The sequence below is a fragment of the Hwanghaeella grinnelliae genome, assembly GCF_004005845.1.
GTDB classification, from domain to species: domain Bacteria; phylum Pseudomonadota; class Alphaproteobacteria; order UBA8366; family Aestuariispiraceae; genus Hwanghaeella; species Hwanghaeella grinnelliae.
On the sequence record NZ_SADE01000001.1, the window covers coordinates 32,784 to 52,654 of the forward strand.

16 protein-coding genes are annotated in these 19,871 nt (G+C 55.6%); 5 read left to right on the forward strand and 11 right to left on the reverse strand.

Annotated elements, in window-relative coordinates:
- Positions 1–463 precede the first annotated feature (463 nt).
- Positions 464–1,384, reverse strand: coding sequence for a LysR family transcriptional regulator (locus tag EOI86_RS00145; RefSeq protein ID WP_127763051.1), 921 nt, complete (start codon positions 1,382–1,384; stop codon positions 464–466).
- Between the two features lie 142 nt (positions 1,385–1,526).
- Between EOI86_RS00145 and EOI86_RS00150 the strand changes: the two genes are divergently transcribed.
- From EOI86_RS00150 to EOI86_RS00165, 4 genes are all read left to right on the forward strand, one after another.
- Positions 1,527–1,991, forward strand: coding sequence for a nuclear transport factor 2 family protein (locus EOI86_RS00150; RefSeq protein ID WP_127763053.1), 465 nt, complete (start codon positions 1,527–1,529; stop codon positions 1,989–1,991).
- Positions 1,992–2,053: 62 nt separating this feature from the next.
- Positions 2,054–2,464: a VOC family protein gene (locus EOI86_RS00155; RefSeq protein ID WP_127763055.1), complete on the forward strand. Its 411-nt coding sequence runs from the start codon at positions 2,054–2,056 to the stop codon at positions 2,462–2,464.
- Positions 2,465–2,498: 34 nt separating this feature from the next.
- On the forward strand, positions 2,499–3,509 hold the full coding sequence (locus tag EOI86_RS00160; protein WP_127763057.1) for a pyridoxamine 5'-phosphate oxidase family protein: 1,011 nt from the start codon (positions 2,499–2,501) through the stop codon (positions 3,507–3,509).
- An 85-nt stretch (positions 3,510–3,594) separates the two neighbouring features.
- Positions 3,595–7,263: a response regulator gene (locus EOI86_RS00165; RefSeq protein WP_127763059.1), complete on the forward strand. Its 3,669-nt coding sequence runs from the start codon at positions 3,595–3,597 to the stop codon at positions 7,261–7,263.
- A gap of 28 nt (positions 7,264–7,291) precedes the next feature.
- On the opposite strand, the gene EOI86_RS00170 is transcribed toward EOI86_RS00165, so the two are convergent.
- On the reverse strand, positions 7,292–7,960 hold the full coding sequence (locus EOI86_RS00170; RefSeq protein WP_193555759.1) for a chemoreceptor glutamine deamidase CheD: 669 nt from the start codon (positions 7,958–7,960) through the stop codon (positions 7,292–7,294).
- A 16-nt stretch (positions 7,961–7,976) separates the two neighbouring features.
- Positions 7,977–9,113, reverse strand: coding sequence for a pentapeptide repeat-containing protein (locus EOI86_RS00175; RefSeq protein WP_127763061.1), 1,137 nt, complete (start codon positions 9,111–9,113; stop codon positions 7,977–7,979).
- Between the two features lie 282 nt (positions 9,114–9,395).
- Here EOI86_RS00175 and EOI86_RS00180 point away from each other — a divergent pair, with 282 nt between their 5' ends.
- Complete coding sequence (locus tag EOI86_RS00180) at positions 9,396–10,292, forward strand: ATP-binding protein (protein ID WP_127763063.1); 897 nt, start codon at positions 9,396–9,398, stop codon at positions 10,290–10,292.
- Positions 10,293–10,307: 15 nt separating this feature from the next.
- On the opposite strand, the gene EOI86_RS00185 is transcribed toward EOI86_RS00180, so the two are convergent.
- From EOI86_RS00185 to EOI86_RS00220, 8 genes are all read right to left on the reverse strand, one after another.
- Positions 10,308–10,616 (reverse strand): STAS domain-containing protein, encoded by a 309-nt coding sequence (locus EOI86_RS00185; protein WP_127763064.1) that lies wholly within the window; start codon positions 10,614–10,616, stop codon positions 10,308–10,310.
- A 33-nt stretch (positions 10,617–10,649) separates the two neighbouring features.
- A complete protein-coding gene (locus EOI86_RS00190; protein WP_127763066.1) occupies positions 10,650–11,750 on the reverse strand; it encodes a methyl-accepting chemotaxis protein in 1,101 nt (366 codons plus the stop codon).
- 61 nt (positions 11,751–11,811) lie between these two features.
- Complete coding sequence (locus tag EOI86_RS00195; RefSeq protein ID WP_127763068.1) at positions 11,812–12,888, reverse strand: protein-glutamate methylesterase/protein-glutamine glutaminase; 1,077 nt, start codon at positions 12,886–12,888, stop codon at positions 11,812–11,814.
- 10 nt (positions 12,889–12,898) lie between these two features.
- On the reverse strand, positions 12,899–13,543 hold the full coding sequence (locus tag EOI86_RS00200; protein WP_205032007.1) for a hypothetical protein: 645 nt from the start codon (positions 13,541–13,543) through the stop codon (positions 12,899–12,901).
- Entirely contained in the window at positions 13,540–14,397 is an 858-nt protein-coding gene (locus EOI86_RS00205) for a CheR family methyltransferase (protein ID WP_127763070.1), read from the reverse strand. Before EOI86_RS00205 ends, EOI86_RS00200 begins: the two co-directional genes overlap by 4 nt.
- Positions 14,398–14,448: 51 nt before the next feature.
- On the reverse strand, positions 14,449–16,899 hold the full coding sequence (locus EOI86_RS00210; RefSeq protein ID WP_161973629.1) for a methyl-accepting chemotaxis protein: 2,451 nt from the start codon (positions 16,897–16,899) through the stop codon (positions 14,449–14,451).
- A gap of 173 nt (positions 16,900–17,072) precedes the next feature.
- Positions 17,073–17,642, reverse strand: coding sequence for a chemotaxis protein CheW (locus EOI86_RS00215; protein WP_127763074.1), 570 nt, complete (start codon positions 17,640–17,642; stop codon positions 17,073–17,075).
- Positions 17,632–19,866, reverse strand: coding sequence for a chemotaxis protein CheA (locus EOI86_RS00220; protein WP_127763085.1), 2,235 nt, complete (start codon positions 19,864–19,866; stop codon positions 17,632–17,634). The genes EOI86_RS00215 and EOI86_RS00220 overlap by 11 nt, the downstream gene beginning before the upstream one ends.
- Between the last annotated feature and the right edge of the window lie 5 nt (positions 19,867–19,871).

Here is a 19,871-nt window from a genome sequence, read left to right on the forward strand (position 1 = left end):
ATGGTATTCGCGCCGACGGAACAACATTTTCCCCCCATGATAGGCCGTATTAAAATTTACCTCGGCATACAGGTGTATGAATCGGTTCGATTGAGGCGGTAACAGGCTCAAGCGGCGGTTCCACGCTGGCCAATTCGCAATGTATGGAAGTTGGCTCATAAACTCTGGTGTAGGTGGAAAAGAGTGTTGGTTGTGGGAATTCAGGACCAATTAATCTGCAAAGTTAAGAAAGCGCACTAATTTTACCCCCGATTTACAGTCGGTTATTGGCACTGGTGTGCTCTATCGTGTTGTCGTAGCGCTTAGTTTGTTCTGTACTTGGAAGACGGCTCACCGAACGGTGCGAATTGATGTCGTAAAGAACGCCGCATGCTTGATGGCAATCGAAATATCCGGCCTGACCGGCTTGCCGTTGTTCCCGGGTGCTGCGGTTTACGACGCTAAGCATAGCGAAGATACAATGTCAGGCCGAGCCGCCGTCTTCATTCGCCAAGACTGGATGCCGTCGCAAGTGCTGAACCAAATGGTCGATCACTGCGCGCACACGGGCGGAAGTATGGCCGGATTCCTTGTGAACGACATGCACCGGAACGACAGGTGGTTCGAATTCCGGCAATAGTATTTCAAGAGACCCTGCCTCCACTTGTGGCGCGATCATGTATGACAAGACGCGTGTTATTCCCCTGCCTCGTTCGGCCGCGTTGATCGCTGCGGCCGCTGTGTTCACGACCAGACGCGATGACGGCCGGTGCCGAATTTCCATTCCGTCATTCTCGAAGACCCATTCGCGGGCAGGTGCCATACTCGCAAAATGAATTATTTCGTGGTTTTCGAGGCCATTCGGCGAAGTCGGTCTGCCATGCCTTTCCAGGTAGTCAGGCGATGCACACAGGACGCGGCGGACACTGCCGACGCGGATGGCCGTCAGGCTTGAATCCGGAAGGTCGGCAATCCGCACAGCGACGTCGATTCCTTCATCCACCACATGGACAATCCGATCTACGAATAACGTGGATACGGTCAGTTCGGGATATCGGTCGAGCAGGTCGAGTATGATGGGGGTCACGATGATACTGCCAAACATGGCGGATCCGGTTACTGAAACCATCCCCCGCGGTTCGGCATGTATGCCGGCGGCTTGCCGGTCGGCTGCGTCTATTTCCGCGAGTATTCGGCGGCAGTCCCCAAGATAACGTTCACCTGCCTCGGTCAAATGAACCGAGCGGGTCGTTCTGTGAAACAGGCGACAACCGAGTCTCGCCTCCAGTTCCGAAATCGCCCTTGTGACCGAGGGAGGAGACATGCCAAGCCGGCGCGCCGCTGGAGAGAACCCGCCTTCCTCAGCAACGCCGACGAAAGCTGACATGGTTTGAAGACGATCCATAATAATTCCGAAAACTGAAATAGTTAAATTCATAATAGCATCATTAATACTGATATAGGAACTTCATATATCCCATCCCAACGAAACTGCAGGCGGCTGATGCAGAAACTGTAATGCCGTCCCTTTGTCCTTGGAGAAGAAAATGTCCCGTCCCCCTTTGCCGCCATTCAGCGCGGAAACCGCCGCCGAAAAAGTACGATTGGCGGAGGATGCCTGGAACAGCCGTGACCCGCAGCGTGTTGCGCAGGCCTATACGATCGATAGTGACTGGCGAAACCGCGCTGAGTTTCCGCAAGGCCGCGATGAGATTGAAGAATTTCTCACACGCAAATGGGCCGGTGAGTCCGATTATCGTTTGATCAAAGAGTTGTGGGCTTTTCGCGAGAACCGTATCGCGGTGCGGTTTGCATATGAATGGCGCGATCGTGACGGCCAATGGTTCCGGTCTTACGGGAACGAAAATTGGGAATTCGACGAAGAAGGCCTGATGCGCCGGCGGTTCGCCAGTATCAACGACTTGCCGATTGATGAGGAAGACCGAAAGTTCCATTGGGCCTTGGGCCGTCGGCCCGATGACCATCCCGGACTCTCTGCGCTGGGGCTTTAAAACCCAATCCAGACCAAGTTCCACATAAAAGCCGGATGTGCCGGCATGAAAGGAAAAGTGACATGTCCGAACGTGCAGTAACCAGCGGTGCCCATCACATTGGTCTGACCGTGCCGAATCTTACGGAAACGAAAGCCTTCTTCATCGATACCCTTGGTTTTAAACAAGTTGGGGAAAAACCCGACTACCCGGCAGCCTTCGTCTCCGACGGTACTGTGATGATCACGCTGTGGCAGGCGAAGGACCCCGCAAGTGCCGTGCCGTTCGACAGAAAAAACGCCATAGGCCTGCATCATTTCGCCTTGAAGGTCGACGGGCAGGATCAACTGGATGCATTGCACGCGACCTTGGCCAATACGGACGGAGTCGAGATTGAATTCGCCCCGGAACCGCTTGGCGGTGGAGCAGTGAGGCACATGATGTGCACAATCCCCGGGGGCATTCGGATGGAATTCATCGCGTTGCCCTCCTAAGGGTGGCGAGGGTTGTCGGTGTAGGAGGCAAATCGTGGCAATTGAGCAAGTACAGACAGATGGTCCATTTCACCGCGGTGAATTGGATGTTCAAGAACGTCTTGGCGTACGCACTGAAGTCGACCTTTTCGCCCGTCGTGCAATTCGTGATTATCTACCGGATCAGCACAGGGCTTTCTACGCCAACCTTCCCTTCCTTCTGCTCGGGGCCGTCGACCGGGACGGCAGGCCATGGGCCTCGATGATCGCTGGAGAGCCGGGCTTTGTGACCAGCCCGGACCAAAGAAAGTTGGCCATCGCGGCGCGGCCCTTGTTCGGCGATCCCATCTTGAACGAAATTCAAGTCGGTGCGGATGTGGGCGTTCTCGGGTTGGACCCCGCAACCCGCAGACGGAATCGCATCACGGGACGGATTGGTCGGAACGATTCTTCAGGCTTCTCGATCCTCGTGGATCAAAGCTTTGGGAACTGCCCACAATACATACAGGAACGGCAGGTCCAAATCTTGGCCGGCGACGGGGATGGGCACGCGCAGGGTGACCCACGTCGTGAGGTGTTTCGCTCCGACCGGTTCGACGAATCCATAGAGAAGCTGTTGCAGACTGCGGATACACTGTTCATCGCAACCGCTTTCCGGCAAAAGGACGATGCGCCAAACCAAGGTGCAGATGTTTCCCATCGGGGTGGAAGGCCCGGCTTCATCCGGATAGAGGATGACCGAACGTTTATCTTTCCGGACTTTGCAGGAAATCGGTATTTCAATACGTTGGGCAATATCGCGGTGAACCCTAGTGCGGGTTTTCTCTTTCCAGACTTCCAGACAGGGAACTTGGTCTACATGACCGGCCAAGCTGATGTTGTTTGGGACGGTCCATCGGTCCGAAACTACAATGGTGCGGAAAGATTCGTTCGTTTCCGCGCTGCGGAAGTCCTAAGGGTGGAGAAAAGCATGCCGTTCCGCTTCACTTTCGGCAGTTATTCACCGGCCTTGGTTCGGACTGGAAACTGGCTCGAAACGACAGGGAAAATTACCGCGGACTCCTAAAAAGATAGCGATTGTTTAGTGTCACATTGTATTCGTGAGTGCTAAGATACGGACAGGCAAACAATGCTCGGGCAACGTCTGTATCATGGTAAGGTTCCTGTCCCTTCTTGTGTCTCTGTCAGTTGCCATTGGGCTGGTGTGGGCGACGTATCTTTACGAACGCTCACTGGCCGTCGACAGAACAAACTTGGCGGCGAAGACTGTTTCGGCCGATTTAAATCGGCTTGCAGGCAGCCTCGAGCAGATCCTGAATCATCACCTCAATCTGACACGTGCATTGGCGGCATTTGTCAGGACGAATCCCGAAATTACTGAAGACCAATTTAACGCTTATGCGGATGAACTGGTTCGGGGTGAGGTTGGTATACGGAGCCTGCAACTCGCGCCCGACGGTGTCGTCACATATGTCACCAATATAGAGGAGAATGCGCGGGCACTTGGGCACGACCTGTTGGCAGACCCCAATCGCCGAGACCTGGTTTTGAAATCGATCCAGAACAAAGAGTTCGTAATCGCCGGTCCGATTGATTTGATTCAAGGGGGCAAAGCGGTCATCGCGCGCCAGCCGATCTTTTTGAAGTCAACGGATAAGAATGACGAATTCTGGGGATTTGCGACTGTCCTAATTGACCCGATCGTGCTGTTTCGTGAGTCAGGGATCGCAGACGGTTTGCCTGGGTTGCGCCTGGCAATTCGCGGGAAAGACGGTTTGGGGGCACAAGGGGATACTTTTTATGGCGATCCGAAAGTGTTTTCCAGCGTCGCGGCGGAAGTTCCGGTCCACTTGGCCGTTGGCTCTTGGCGCCTTGCTGCGTCATGGACGCCTAGCAAGCAGAATGAATTAGACGAACCGGCGCCATTTGTGTGGGGGGCTGGACTGGCCATCGCCGTTTTAGCGGCGCTGTTCCTGTTTACGCTTCTGACGCGTCCCGAGCAATTGCGCAAAGAAGTCCAGCAAGCAACCGAGGCATCGAAACTCAGCGAAGAACGGTTCGCCGACTTTGCGAATGCGGCGTCTGATTGGCTTTGGGAGATGGGCCGTGACTTTCGTGTGACCTATGTGTCTGACCGAGCGGAGGAGGTCGTCGGTGTTCCGGCAGAAGTTCAAGTCGGGCGATCGTTGTCGGAGTTAATCGGTCCGGACTATTTTACCGAGAAATGGTCGGAGGCTAGAAAAACCCTCAAAGAAAGAAGAGCCCTTCGAAACTTTGTCTACACCCGGCGACACAAAGACGGCTACCTCCAATATCTTTCAGTGTCAGGTGTGCCTATCTTCGACAGTGACGGAGAGTTTTCCGGATACAGGGGGACCGGCGCCGATATTACCGACCAGGTGGTAGCGTACGAGCGGGCTCAAATAGCGGAACAACACCTTCGTACAGCGATCGAATCGCTCGAAGACGGGTTTGTCTTGTACGATGCAGACGACCGCCTTTCCTTGTGCAACGAACGTTACAAGGAAATCTATGCTGAATCTGCCGACCTGATTGTCGAAGGCCAAACCTTCGAAGAAATCATACGGATCGGCGCTGAACGCGGACAATATCCGGAAGCGATCGGACGAGAGGCTGAATTCGTGGCCGAACGCCTGCGCGCACACAAGAAATCGAACACATTAATCGAGCAGGAGTTGCCGAACGGTCGGTGGTTGAGAATTGCGGAGCGAAGGACGCCGGATGGCGGTATCGTCGGATTTCGGGTCGATATCACCCAGCTAAAAAGGGCACAGGAAGCGGCCGTCGCGGCAAGTGAGGCAAAATCGCAATTCCTGGCCAATATGAGCCATGAAATTCGGACACCGTTGAACGCGATTATTGGATTGTCGACATTGACGCTGAAGACGGAGATGAATGCTCAGCAGTCCGAATACGTTCAGACGATCCATTCAGCATCGAAAACCTTGCTAGGCATCGTTAATGACATATTGGATTTTTCGAAGATCGAAGCAGGAAGAATGGAGCTTGAAGAGGCCGATCTGGACCTGGAAAAAATCCTAAAGGACCTTTCATTCATCATGGTCGGCCGGGCTTCCGGCAAGCCGATAGAACTGATTATCGATGCGCCTGCGATGCTTCCCGCAAATCTGCAAGGCGACGCAATGCGCCTGGGCCAAATTCTCAGTAATCTCGCCACGAACGCGATCAAGTTTACAGAAGAGGGAGAGGTTGTCGTTTCCCTGGAGTTTTCTAAGCGTAACGAAACGGAGATGGATATACGTTTCGAGATCCGAGACACAGGCATCGGCATTTCCGAAAACCTACATGATGGTCTGTTCGAGCCCTTCGCGCAGGCCGACGTTTCAACGACACGGAAGTATGGCGGCACCGGGCTTGGTTTGCCAATTGCTCAACAGCTTGTCGAACTAATGGGGGGAGAGATCGGCGTATACAGTGGCGAGGAAGGCGGTAGTACCTTTTGGTTCACTGCTGTTGTCGGCCTGTCCAAAACGTCGGTTGTTGGTGACGACACTTCTAGCCGCGCGGCGGCGCTCAAGTCGATGGGCGTCTTGTTGGTGATCCCCAACTCCGCTTTAAGAGAATCAGTTCGTGGGATGTTGGGGCCCCTCTTCGGACGTATCGCATGTGTCAGCAATACGAAGGACGCGCTCGCCGCGCTGATGCGCGGTGCGATGGAGACCGGCGGTACGCCATACGATCTTGTCATCTTCGACTGCGATGTTGAACAGGATGGCCCTCTCAACGCCGCACGGAAGATCCAATCCGCGGTTACCAACGACGATCCGCCCAATTTGTTCCTGCTTGTTCGGCACGGACACGAATTGAACCTTTCCGAGGTTACCGACCTTGGCGCGGTAGAGGTTATCGCCAAACCGGTCATTCCGCCCGATTTGGTTCGCAAGATTGAAGCGGCCTTTTCGGGGGAAACTCGCGACGCCGATGAGCCGCCGCTAGCCGGACGAGGGGCGAATGATGACGAGCATGTCCCACCTGAAGTGCAGATTGGTGGGATGAAAGTACTGTTGGTCGAAGACAACGACATCAACCGGCGCATTGCGACAGGCCTTCTCGAGAGGCATGGGGTCGATGTCGATTTCGCTGAGAACGGAAGGATCGGTGTTGAGAAAGCCCTGGCCGGTGACTACGAGGCCGTTTTGATGGATGTGCAAATGCCTGTGATGGACGGGATCGAAGCTGCGGGTGAAATCCGCAAACACCCCGACATGGCAGACCTTCCAATCATAGCTTTGACCGCGCATGCGATGGCATCAGCACGCGATGGCTGCTTTGAGGCCGGCATGAATGATCATGTGGCAAAACCGATTGAACCCGGTGTGCTGTTCGAGACGTTGGCGCGATGGCGGACGACAAAGAACACGACAGCTATCGAAAATGTGGCGTCCGATGCTGGGGATTTGGCCGAGATGTCCAAGGGAATCTCGCCAAGCTCCTTGAACGATTTCACTGGTATCGACATGACGGGGTTGAAAGTCATAACCGGTGGCGACGAACAGACAGCCCTTAGCTTGTTGCGCGACTTTTGCGAAGAATATGCGCAGGAAAGCGAAAAGATTCGCGCGGCATGGGAGGCCGGTGCGGTGAACGATGCGGTTGAACGGGCACATTCCCTAAAAGGGGTTAGCGGGAATATCCGTGCTGTCCACGTCCATGATGTCGTGACGAAGTTGGAAGGCGCGTTGAAGCAGAATGTGGCTGACGAGAAGGTGCCGATGCTGCTCGACGATCTATTCAAAGCCATGTCCGAAATAAATGAGATGGTAGCGGCGCAGGCATAACCAACCTATTTCCGGGCGGACCATTCGACTAGTCGAACAATTCGATATCGCCTTCGGGTTGTTTTTCGGCTATCCGGATACGCTTCTTGTATTCTTGCTGGGCGATGGTTTGCGCGCGTGTCGGGTCGACCGTGCGGACCATTACTTTGCCGCTCTCAGGGAAGTAGCGGATCATGCGTGGATGAACGCCGCGAAGGCTCTTGGAGACGACCTTGAGGCCTTCGTTTGACAGATAGTCTTCAATGAAATCCGCGTTCTTATGGCCGATATCCATTCCCCCGGCTAACACGTTCCCGCCGCCAAAGACTTTAACTTCCAACCGTTTTCGGTCGCCGCCGCGCTTCAGGATTTCGTTGATCAGCTGCTCCATTGCAAAGTTCCCGTATCGTGTCGGCAATCCGGCATCGCGGGTCTTCTTGGCGCTGTCCTGTTCCATGTCCCCATAGGGCAGCAGGAAATGATTTATGCCGCCAACCTTTGTTAGCGGATCCCTGATGCAGGCGGATATGCACGACCCGAGGATCGTTGAAATGATCTCGTCGATACAAGAGACGTACCATTCCCCTTGGAACACCTTGACGATGCGGCGTCCCGTCTCCCGGTCCTGGAAGAAACGCTTGGTACCGTCGTCGTCAATGTTTCCGAACCACGTATTTCCTTTGCCGGAATCGGTGGTCGCTGTGTTTGGATTTCTCACCAGTGCAACCCCGCCTTCAACTCTGTTCCAAGGCCCGGATGGATGTATCCAAGGATGGGGATTGAGTGCGTTGGTCTTGATCGACGATGGTTTCAACGAGGACCGCGTCGGTAAAGTCCGCTGCTTTAACGCTTGATCCGGAAAGACGGACCGGTTTTGCTTTCCCGATCACGGCGCCGGTCGCGGATACAATTGTTCTTGGCGAAAGATCGGCGGCCGAGAAATTCGCGGTATCGAGATTGCAGTCAAGGAAGTCGGCGCCCTGGGCTGATGCTTTCGTGAAGTTGCAGCCCGAAAGATCGCAGTTCCGGAACGAAGCCAGCGTTAGCTCAGCGCCGGAAAAATCCGAGCCGGACATGTCTGCGCCATCGATTTGCGCGCCGCTCAATTTCCGTCCTGTGAACGTCTCACCTGCAAGGGGATGTCGACCCTCCATGGAAGCCAGAAGGATCAACCGTTCGCCATCCCCGGTTTTGATCCAGGATTCGTGGCGATCGAGCATTTCAAGAAAGTCTTCGCGGGCGTAGGGTTCAACAATGGCGCCGGCAAGAACGGCGCCGTCCAATATCGCGCCTTTCAAATCCGCACCTCTTAGGTCCGAACCGGATAAATCTGCCTTGTTGAAATCAGCGCCGGTCAGGGTGGCGCTCGCCAAGGAAGCGTTGGATAGATCAGCCCCGCTGAAATTCGTATTCAGGCAAATTGAATCGTCCAACAAAGCGTTTGCCAGATTGGCGCCGCTGAAGGAGGCGCCGGACATATCGGCGCCTTGCGCCCGGATCCCATCCAGTTTGGCACCATCCAATATTGCGGATCTGATTTTGTGGTGAATGACCGTCGGTGTATCGGCGTTGGCAGCAAATGAGAGGCCACGCTTCATGTTCGACTCTGTCATATTGGCGTCCGTGAAGTCGCAACGATCCAGGCACGCGCCGCGGAAATCCACTTCTATGAGGCTGGCGCGGCGAAAGGTTGCCTGTAAGAGATTCGCCTTGAAGAAATCGGCCCCGTCCAGGATCGCGTCGGAAAAGTCGCAACCCTCAAGGTCGCACTCTTTGAATACCGCTCCGCGCAGATCCTGGCCTACAAAGGACGTAGATCGCAGATCTTGGCCAGCGTAGTTTTGGCGTGAGGTTGGCATGTCGTCGGTCATGTCGCCGCTGCGTGGATTTATAAGGCCAGTGGTCGTTTGAATACTAGAAATCAAATGTTAAGAAGTTCATAATATAAGATGTTGATGATTTTCGCTGCTAGCTTGAGGCGCTATCGACGAGTCGTACAAGTTCGAGTGAAATTTGCTTGAGAAGATCGCGAGAATGGCACCCTCCAGCACTTCACATATGTCAGGGAACGAAAAAATTGGCTTAGGTTTCAGCGCTTAGAGGTTCGCTGAGGCCGTGCCTTTGAAAAGAATGACCGGAACGAGTGGAGGAACATGCTAAAATTTCTTGAACCTTCCAGCATTGCCATCTTTTCCGATCGGTCCATCGAACCTGCCATCGTTGACGCACTGATGGATGCTTCCATGTCCGTCACGCAGCGGGAACTGTCGGATGCCGATTTCACAGACCCTTCGCTTGCGGATGTGAATGTCGTCGTGATCGCCTCGGAATCCGAAGAAATGGCCGATCAAGCAGTATCCACGATCAGTACAATCAGGAAGACCGAAGCGCTTAAAGCAACACCGATCGTATGTTTGGGATTTTCACCACGATTGACCAGCGCCGGCGAAACTAAGTCGCTCGGTCTGCTATTTTCCGTGAAGGACACCACGTCTATAGAGGACAAATTGCTGACGATACGGTCCGCGGTCGGCAGCGCGAATCAATTCCGAAGTCTCTTGCGGGAAGCCTCTGTCCGTGAGTCGGCGATCGGCCTGATCCGGTCCGGCGTGTTTGAGTTGGAAACCCTGCAGGAAGCGGAGCACCTAGCCACCATGCTATCAAAGGCCTGCCCGGACCCTTCGGTGGCAGCCTTTGTTCTGATGGAAATCATGGTCAACGGGATCGAGCACGGCAATCTTGGAATCTCCAATGAGGAGAAAAGCCAACTCTTGGAAGCAGGGACCCTTCAGGAGGAGATAGCACGCCGCGCCGCATTGCCGGAGAATCTCGGCAAGGCCGTTTCGGTGGAATTCGTTAGGTATCGTGATCGCGCGGAATTCGTGATCAAGGACAGTGGTGAGGGCTTCGATTGGCGCCGGTATCTACAGGACGTGACACAGGACTCTGAGAAGCTGAATGGGCGAGGGCTCCGGCTTGCTTTCGCGTTGGAAAGCGTCACCCTTCGGTATTCGGGAAACGGCAATACGGCGACCTTGGTCCTTACCTGACGGGCAGACAGCAGCTTAGGTGTAGGAAACATCCAACATTTGATCCAGCTTCGCCAACTCAATCATTTTCTGAACCTGACCGGTCGGGTTCTGGATACGTAATGACCAAGTGGCGGACTGTGCCGCCTTGGAAGCGAATAGCAACATCCCCATGCCCGCAGAATCGATGAACTCGATTTTCTCCATGTTCAGAATAATCAAATTCTTTCCGGTACACTCATCCGACTGAATCATGCTTCGGAATTTCGAGTGGTCGTTTACGGTCAATGTACCCGACATATCGATCCGAAGTGTCGATCCATCACTTACTGTGACATTTTCCATGATTGGCGCTCCTGGTTGAATAGGAAGATATGGTCAGAACAATTCGATATCGTCTGAAGCCTCGCTGTGGTCGGCACCGTCGGTAGAGTCTTCTTCAACGCCATCAAGATTCGTTTCATTGCCTTCCAGGGCATTCTTGATGAAACGCTCCCGCATTTCCCCCAAATGCAGTTGCGACACGGCCTGCAAAATACGTTCGGCATCCACCTCCGCTTCCCCGAGGTCCGGGTACAACTCCCGGGTTCGCGCTTCCTGTTCCGAGGTCAGGTCGGAAAGGAACTTCAAGGTTTCTTTGATCAACTCCAGCCTTTGCGCTGTGCGGTCCTGGAATTGCATCCCCGTAATCATTGCACCAATCGTGCTGGTCATTTCCTGTGATTGGCTGGCGGTGTTCTGGATCGTCCTCCCAAAATCATTGCTCTGGCGGACGACGGATTCCATGAGTTGTTCGATCCGTTCTTTGGCCAGAATGTTTTCGGACATGTCCATCGTCGCAACGTCCTGAAGCGTTTGATAGCCGCGCTCCACCCCTTGCGATACGGCCGTCATCTGTTCGTTAATCCGTTCGGACACCGATGCGATACTGCCGGACAAGGTTCGAACCTCATCGGCCACGACGGAAAAACCAGCGCCGGCCGATCCCGCCCTGGCCGACTCAATCTTCGCGTTCAAGGCAAGCATGTTTGTCCGATTGGTTAGGTCCCGGATCTCCTTGACGCAGGATTCCGCCAACTTGACGTTCCCCTGTAGATCCTCCAGCGCGTACATCATCGTCACGGCTTGCTCGGACACGATGACGATCTTGTTCACTAAGTCGCTCAGGTTTTCCTGTAGGTCATCGAAGACGTCGGCTAGGTCCAGTTCCTCGCCATTGACGTCCACACGACTTCCCTTGGTGAGAATTGATTCAAGTTGTCGCGACTGTTCGGCGGCGAACCCGACCAGTTCTTTAAATTGGGCCGCAAGTTTGTCCGTACTGACCTCGACAAGGGACGAGGCCGTATCGATTTCCGTGGCCAACGCAGTGAAGCTGCGCCGCTGCGTTTCGGACAAAGATATCCATTGCAGGAACGCCTTTGCGACCGCCTCGTCAGGTAAGTCCCCTGAAGCATCTGTTTTCTTATTCTTGGCCAATACGTTCACCTCAATCCGGCTAGTGCAATCTGATGGAATAACTCGGTCCGTTCAGATGCGGTTAAATCCGCATTTGTTGTTTCTGGGGCCCAGCGGTCACGGCGTTGGTGATTTCTGCGGCGATCCTTGCCAGCGGTAATTGCCGAATGACGGCGCCAATTTCATAGGCGACACGCGGCATCCCGTAGACCACGGATGTGGCCTCGTCCTGACCGATGGTAAATGCACCGGCCTCTCTAAGGCGGAGCAATCCTGCCGCGCCGTCGCGACCCATTCCGGTGAGAATGACACCAATGGAGTCTTTGCCGGCAACATCGGCAACCGAGTCGAACAATACGTCGCAGGACGGTTTGTGCCCGTTGACAAGGTCGGTATCCAGTAGCCGGCAGACGAAATTGGCCCCGGATCGAACCAAGGCCAGATGTTTGCCGCCGGGTGCTATATAGACGTGGCCGCGCAGGACGCGTTGCCCGTCCGATGCCTCACTGACATTCAAGCTCGTCGTCCTATCCAGACGATCCGCAAAGGATTTCGTGAAGCCGCCCGGCATATGCTGTGTGACCAAGACGGCGGGCCCATCGGAAGGAAGTTCGGATACGACTTGTCGGACAGACTCGACACCGCCGGTCGAGGATCCGATTGCGACGATCTTCTCTGATGAGGAATAGGCACGCGCTGGGGCCTTGACCACTTGCTCGGTGCTGGCCCGCCTATTTTTGTCCAGCGGTTTGACCCGGGCCGTCGCCGCGCATTTGATAATGGACTGAAGTTCCGAGCTTCGGCCCTTGAGCGATCTTTCTATGTCTGAGGTCGGTTTGCCGACGACATCGATTGCACCCAATTCCAACGCGCGGAAAGTGGCGTCGGCGCCCTTTTGCGTGAGGGAAGAAACCATTACCACCGGCATTGGCCGCAAGGTCATGATTTTTTCAAGGAAGTCGAGGCCGTCCATCTTGGGCATTTCGATGTCCAGCGTGACGACGTCTGGCAGCAGCTGCTTTATCTTGGCACGTGCTTCGTAGGGGTCGGCCGCCGTGCCGATGACTTCAATCTCGGAATCCGCGGATAGGACCGCCGTCAAAATCTGGCGCATCAGGGCCGAGTCGTCGACGATCAGAACGCGAACCTTTTTTCCCATCTCATCCCCCCTAAAAAAGCTCGGCGTCGCCACCAACGGCGACACGGTCCATCCCGTCGGCCAACTGGCGTTCTTCCCGCACCAGTTCGACGGCGTTCGCGTCCGCGATGACTTTCATTTTCACCGTTCCGGTCGTCGGGAAAAAATGGACGCGACGGGCATGCATGCCGCCGACATGACGGGCATCGACCGCGAAGTGTTCGAGGGCAAGAAAGCGTTCGACAAAGTCCACATTGCGTTGACCGATCGATCCCGTGGATCCGATCATTTTGGCCCCTCCGAAAACTTTGAACTCAAGACGGTTTTTGGCTGCCCCTCGCTTGAGCATTTCGTTGATCAATTTCTCCATTGCGTAGGCGCCATAGCGCATCATGTCTCCGTCAATCTTATCGCCGCCCTTGTCCGGCAGCATGAAGTGATTGAGCCCGCCGATACCCGAATGCCGGTCATGGATGCAGGCAGCGACGCAGGACCCCAACAATGTGACAATCATTTCGTTCGGTGCCGCGGACACATAAACTTCGCCCGCACCGACATGTACGGCGTGACGATTGAACCGGTGATCGAAGTACCGCTTTGCCGACGGTTGCCCCATGGGCGGCACGGGCAGCCCGCGCGGCGCCTGCGCGACGGAAAGGGTTGCCGGCCGGCTCATTTGTCTATCTTCCGGTATATCGTCCGACCCAGCATTTCGAAGCTGTCCCGCGCGAAGGTTAGGGTTTCGGAATGACCTACATAAAGCCATCCCCCTTTTCGGAGCAGGGCCGCGAACTGCTCGACCAGTTTCTGCTTTGTCGGATTGTCAAAGTAGATCATGACATTTCGGCAGAAGATCGCGTCAAAAGGGCCATGCATTGGCCACTTTTCGAGCAGGTTTAAATGCTTGAAGGCGATTAGCTTTCGCAAGTCCTTTGACATCACTGCGAGGCCTTCGGATTCCCGTGACTTCAGGTCGACATACTTGCGTTGGTATTCTGCCGGGATACCTTTTGCGTCTTCGGCGGAATAGAGTCCGTTCCGTCCCCGGTCCAACATGTTCGTGTCCAGGTCCGTCGCCAGAATTTTTGCATCGTATTTCTCGATCCCCGGTAATCGACCCCGTACCGTCATGGCGATGGTATAGGGCTCTTCCCCCGAAGAGCAGCCGGCGGACCATATCCGCATCTTGTTTTTGCCGATGCCTTGGCCTTTGGACACTTCGGACATGACGGTGCTGCCCAAATGATCGAAGTGATGTCCTTCGCGAAAGAACTTCGTCAGGTTGGTCGTGATCGCGTTGATCAGGAAGACGATTTCCTCCGGTCCTTCCCGTCCTTCCAGACGCTTTCGGTAGTCCGCGAAACTGCGCAACCCCAAGGTCCTAAGGCGCCTGGCAAGACGGCTATAGACCATGTTCCGTTTGTGATCCTGCAGGACAATACCTGTCCGCTCGCGCACCAAGGTGCGCAGATCCTCGAAGTCCGCCTTGCTAAAGGCAAACTCCCGGCTTGGCTCATCAAGTTTCGTCATCGTTGCACCAAGGGCATCGCCGAGCGGGGGGAAGGGCCGGAACCACCGGCCCTAGAATTCCTCCCAACCGTCGTCTTGATGGCCGCCACCTGTCTTGGTGGGGGCTGATGGGGCCGGTTTTTGAGCCGGCTTGGAAGCGGGTCGTGCCTGCGCCGCAGGTGCGGGGCCGGAAGACCGGTTTTCAGTCTTGGCTGCGCCGCCACCCGATCCGCCTTCGCCGATGTCGAAAACGGAGACCAGTTTCATCAAGGATTCGGCCTGGTCTTCCAGGGAACGAGCAGAGGCATTGCTTTCTTCCACCAATGCCGCGTTCTGTTGGGTCATTTCGTCCATCTGCGTGACCGCGGCATTGATTTCATCGACGCCGCTTGCCTGCTCGCGGCTCGCTGCTGCGATTTCGGAGACGAAATCGGCGACCTTCTTGATCGATTCGACAATTTCCGAAAGTTGCCCGCCGGCACCCTGGACGAGGTCGACCCCTTCCTTCACCTGCGCATTACTGTCGCTGATCAAGGATTTGATGTCTCGAGCAGCTTCGCTAGACCGCTGCGCCAAGGTCCGAACCTCGGACGCGACGACCGCGAAACCCTTGCCAGCTTCACCTGCCCGGGCGGCTTCCACCGCGGCATTCAGCGCAAGCAGGTTCGTCTGGAAAGCGATCTCATCGATCACGCCGATGATGTCGGAAACCTTTTGGGCTGACTCCTCAATCCGGTTCATGCTGTCAACGGCCCGACCGACGATTTGGCCGCCGGACTCGGCAACACTGCGCGCGGTAACCGCCAATTGGTTGGCTTGTTGGGCGTTGTCGGCGTTCTGACGAACGGTTGTCGACATTTCCTCCATAGATGCAGCGGTTTCTTCCAGGTTCGACGCCTGAGTCTCGGTCCGTGCTGAGAGGTCGTTGCTGCCCGACGCAATCTCGGACGACGCGCTGGCAATGTCGTTGGCGGAGACCATGATCTCCGAAACGACCGAAGCCAGTCGCTCAGAGGTTTGGTTTACGTCCTGTTTGATCGTGTCATAGGTGCCTTGGTATTCGCTCGTGATGCGGTGGGTCAGGCGACCTTGCGACAACGCGGAGAGGGAGGCCGCGACATCGTCGAAGACGCCTCGGATATTGTCGTTGATTTGGTTGATTGAGCGGGAGAGGTTTTCCATGAAGCCGCTCTTCCCTTCCAGAGATACGTTCTGGGAGAGATCGCCGGCGACGATCGCATCGACAATGGAAGCGATTTCCCGTTCCACAGCCAACTCTTCCGTCTGATCCCGCCACTCGACGACGGTTCCCAGGCGCTCGCCCTCGTCATTGACGATGGCTGTGGCAACAAGAGCGAAATCCAAACCACCAACGGTAATGTTGGTATGGTACGACCCTTTCAAGTTCTCCAACATGCCGCGTTGATGTGACGGATTCTTATGGAAAGAGTCGATATTGGTACCGATAAGTTTGCTGGTGTCGAAACCGGGCAAGGTCTTGCGGATATCTGCTTCACGGCCGCGCAGCATCTCCAAGACGGCCTGGTTCATGTAGACGATCTCATAATTGTTGTCTGCGACCATGACGTTCGCGGTACAATTGTCGAGCGCCACGCGCACCCGTTTGTTCTCGGCTGCTACCTGCTGCGCCGCTTGTTCGACGACCAGTTTTTCAGTGATATCCGACCATTCCACGACGGTGCCGAGACGGTCGCCGCCGTCGCTTATGATTGGGCTGGCTATCAGGTCGAACGTCCGCCCGCCGACTTTAATCGTGGTGGCGAGTGTCTGGGTCAATCCCTTGATGATTCCCCGCTGATGCGCCGGATTCTTGTGGAAGACGTCGACATTTTGACCGAGGAGGCTGTTGGTATCCAACGCCGGCAGATCCTTTTTCAGGTCGGCTTCGGCATTCTTCATCATTTGCACCATCGTCGTGTTCATATAGACGATGTTCATGTCGTTGTCGGCGACCATGACATTGGCGTTGCAGTTATCCAGTGCCGAACGGATGCGGGCTTCGCGGGCTTCACGGGCGCGCTCCTCCGTCACATCGGCCCATTCTACGACGGTGCCGAGACGTTCGCCGTTGGTGCCGCGGATCGGGTTTGCGATCAAATCGAAGATCCGGCCGCCGACATGAATTGTTGTCGTAAGGGTCTGCGAAAGGCCTTGGATCAGGCCGCGTTGATGTGCGGGATTTTTGTGGAAGACATCGACGTTCTGGCCGATGAGATTGCGGGCATCCAGCATCGGCAGATCCTTCCTCAGGTCTGCTTCCGCATTCTGCATCATCTGCATCATCGTCGCGTTCATATAAACGATGTTCAAATCGCTGTCGGCCACCATGACATTCGCGTTGCAGTTCTCGAGGGCGACGCGCAGGCGTTCCGTTTCGGGATCATAGGCTGGGATTCCCGGCTCCGCGCCGTTTAATCCACTTGCCGCGCGATAGGAAACAAACCCAAGGGCGCCCGACGCGGCCACCCCACCGACCAGGAAGAACCAAAGTACCGCGACCATGGAATTTCCGGGCGGCACTTGCTGAATCGCTATACCCAATCCTACAGCCAGGATAAGGGCCAATATTGCGTGAGAAACAAGGATAAGGGTCCTTGCGTTCCATCCCAAAGGTGCGGTTCCCATTGTGGGGTTAGCCGTCGTCATGTGTCCCATTGCCATGTCGTCCTCCGTCCTCAGGCTTCGGCCTGTTGCAATAGCGGCGTGTTGCTGCCGGCCAGGATGCCGTTCTCCACGTCACGCATGCTGAAAAGTTTCTCCGCGTCCAAAAGAGCGACCATGCGGTCCTTGACCGTGGCAAGGCCGCTTAAATATTCGGTGTCGATTTGACGGTCCATTTTCGGGACCGATTTGAAATCGTCCCGTCCGATGCTGATGATGTCCGAAACGGCATCGACCAGCATGCCCGCCAAACGGTCGGCGATCGCGATGATCACGATCACGTGGATGTTTGTTGCTTCAGTGCGCCCTTGATCGAAACGGCACCGAAGGTCGAAGATCGGAACGATTTCACCGCGCAGGTTCAGCACACCCCTCATGTGAGCGGGGGTGTTCGGCAAGACAGTGGGTTCCGACCACCCTTTGATTTCACGGACGGCCATGATGTCGACACCGTACTCTTCATCGCCGATGGTGAAGGTGATGTATTGAAACGTCTCGGCTGAACGCGAATCTTCATTGACGGCGTCCTGGTCGGGCGTCTTCATCATGTTACCCGCAGATGCGGATGCTGCTTCAGGCGCCATCTTTCACCTCCATATTTCCGTGGTCGGTAGGCTTTTCGGCCCCGGCAATCGCAAGCGCCGGCGGTGCGATCGCCAGCGTCTGGTTGGTGTTGCGGCTGCCATTGTTTTTGGATTGAGCCATCATGTTCAGGCCGTCGATGTCCAGGATCAGAGCGACGCGCCCATTTCCAAGGATTGTGGCGGCGGAAATACCGGAAACCGGGTCGTAGTTGTGCTCCAGGCTTTTGATCACGACTTGCTGTTGTCCCAACAGGTCGTCAACAAGAACACCAACCAATTCCCCGCCTTCGATTTCGACGATGACGACAATGCCTTTGTCCGGCTCCTGGGTTGCCTGTGGTATTCCAAACAAGTGGTATAGCCGAATGAGGCGTATATAGTTTCCGCGAACGGAAACGACGTCCGCGCCGTTTGACAATCTGTTCAATTGTTTCTTCGACGGCCGGATGCTCTCGACGATCGATGTCAACGGGATGATGTATTTTTCATCCGCTACGGCGACGACCATGCCGTCCAGAACTGCCAGAGTAAGCGGCAGGGACAGCGTGAATTGTGTGCCGCGGTCTGGCTCGGACCGCACGGAAATGCGGCCGCCAAGGCCGATGATGTTTCGCCGTACGACATCCATGCCCACGCCGCGGCCCGACACATCTGTTACGGCATCCGCGGTGGAGAAGCCCGGCGCGAAGATCAGCTCGTCAATCTGTTCGTCGGTCAGGTTGTCATCGCGGCTGATAACGCCTTTCTCGATGGCCTTTTCCTGGACACGCTGTCTGTTGATGCCACGACCATCGTCGCTGACCCGAATTTCGATCCTGCCGCCGCGATGTTCGGCGATCAGGTGAATGGTCGCCGTTTCCGGTTTTCCGCTGTCCGTCCGTTCCGCTGCGGTCTCAATGCCATGGTCCAAGGAATTGCGGATCATATGGGTAAGCGGATCGGCCAGTTGCTCGATAACGGTTTTGTCCACCTCGGTCATTTCGCCGGTCATGACGAGCTGGACCTTCTTGTCCAACTTCGCAGCCAGATCACGAACCAACCGCGGCATGCGGGCGAACACGGAATTCACCGGCTGCATCCGCACCGCCATGACGCTTTCCTGAAGCTCGCGGGTATGCATCACCAGATCATCAAAGCCTTGGCTGAGGCCAGTCGACATATCTGCCGGCAGTTCGCCAATACGCTGCTTCAGCATCGCCTGGGTGATCACAAGCTCGCCCACCATGTTGACCAGACGGTCCACACGGTCCAGTTCGACGCGAATGGATCCGACCGTACCGGATTGAGCGCCTCCGCCACCGGGCTTTGCCTGAACCGGCTTGTTCCCGGCAGGTGCCGTGGCGGCAGCGGCGGCCACGGCCGGGGTGGGAACGTTTTGTTGGGCAGGTTCTTTGCCCGTGTCGCTTTCGTCCGGTGGTGTCGGTTCGGAAGCCGGGGGCTCTTCAGGGGCGTCTTCGGCCTGGGCCGCGGCAGCATCGCCCACTTCGTCCAGGGCAATTGTCAGATCGCAATCATCCTCGACGAACTCAAAGACCTCCCGGATGTCATCCTCCGAACAATCCGCAAGCAGGTTGATTGTCCATGACAGATAAGAAAGGTCCGGATCAAGCGCTTCAATCGTCGGGAGCTTCGAGGTGTCGACAACGATTTCCGCCGTGCCCAACCCGGCTAACTCTCTAAGCAGAAGCAAGGGTTCGTTAGCATATTTGAACAGTTCCGGGTGGGGTATGAAGGATATCTTATAGCGCCGGTTCCCGTGAGGGGGGACTGGCAGTTCAACCCCTTCCGACACGTGTTCGTGCAGGTTTTCCGCCGCGGCGGGTTGTCCCCCGTCGATTAGGGCGTTGAGAGCTGCCTTCAGCCGCTGTGTTACGGCGTCATCCGTAACCGTCTCGTCGCGGGCCGCGTCGACCAGGGATATCAGGTGGTCGTTGCACGCGATCATCGTGTCGATCACATGCTCGGTTGTCTCCGCTTCATGGTTTCGCAGTTTGTCGAGAACTGTCTCGAATACATGCGCGAAACCGATCAAATCCGTGAACTCGAACGCTCCCGCGCCACCCTTCACAGAATGGATGGCACGGAAGATTGCGTTCAGGTCCTCGATATCGACAGGGCCGTCCGAGAGACGAATTCCACCGAGTCGAGACTCGGAATCCGCAAGAAGCTCCGAACACTCCTCGAAGAACGTGGCCTTGAATTGCTCGAGTGGATCTCCAGACACAGTTC

Bases quoted from the DNA above. Each gene is read 5' to 3' on its own strand.
- EOI86_RS00165 (WP_127763059.1), top strand. From the start codon at position 3,595: ATGGTAAGGTTCCTGTCCCTTCTTGTGTCTCTGTCAGTTGCCATTGGG.
- EOI86_RS00155 (WP_127763055.1), top strand. From the start codon at position 2,054: ATGTCCGAACGTGCAGTAACCAGCGGTGCCCATCACATTGGTCTGACC.
- EOI86_RS00215 (WP_127763074.1), bottom strand. From the start codon at position 17,642: ATGGCGCCTGAAGCAGCATCCGCATCTGCGGGTAACATGATGAAGACG.
- EOI86_RS00175 (WP_127763061.1), bottom strand. From the start codon at position 9,113: ATGACCGACGACATGCCAACCTCACGCCAAAACTACGCTGGCCAAGAT.
- EOI86_RS00185 (WP_127763064.1), bottom strand. From the start codon at position 10,616: ATGGAAAATGTCACAGTAAGTGATGGATCGACACTTCGGATCGATATG.
- EOI86_RS00210 (WP_161973629.1), bottom strand. From the start codon at position 16,899: ATGGTCGCGGTACTTTGGTTCTTCCTGGTCGGTGGGGTGGCCGCGTCG.
- EOI86_RS00205 (WP_127763070.1), bottom strand. From the start codon at position 14,397: ATGACGAAACTTGATGAGCCAAGCCGGGAGTTTGCCTTTAGCAAGGCG.
- EOI86_RS00150 (WP_127763053.1), top strand. From the start codon at position 1,527: ATGTCCCGTCCCCCTTTGCCGCCATTCAGCGCGGAAACCGCCGCCGAA.
- EOI86_RS00180 (WP_127763063.1), top strand. From the start codon at position 9,396: ATGCTAAAATTTCTTGAACCTTCCAGCATTGCCATCTTTTCCGATCGG.
- EOI86_RS00195 (WP_127763068.1), bottom strand. From the start codon at position 12,888: ATGGGAAAAAAGGTTCGCGTTCTGATCGTCGACGACTCGGCCCTGATG.
- EOI86_RS00200 (WP_205032007.1), bottom strand. From the start codon at position 13,543: ATGAGCCGGCCGGCAACCCTTTCCGTCGCGCAGGCGCCGCGCGGGCTG.
- EOI86_RS00145 (WP_127763051.1), bottom strand. From the start codon at position 1,384: ATGGATCGTCTTCAAACCATGTCAGCTTTCGTCGGCGTTGCTGAGGAA.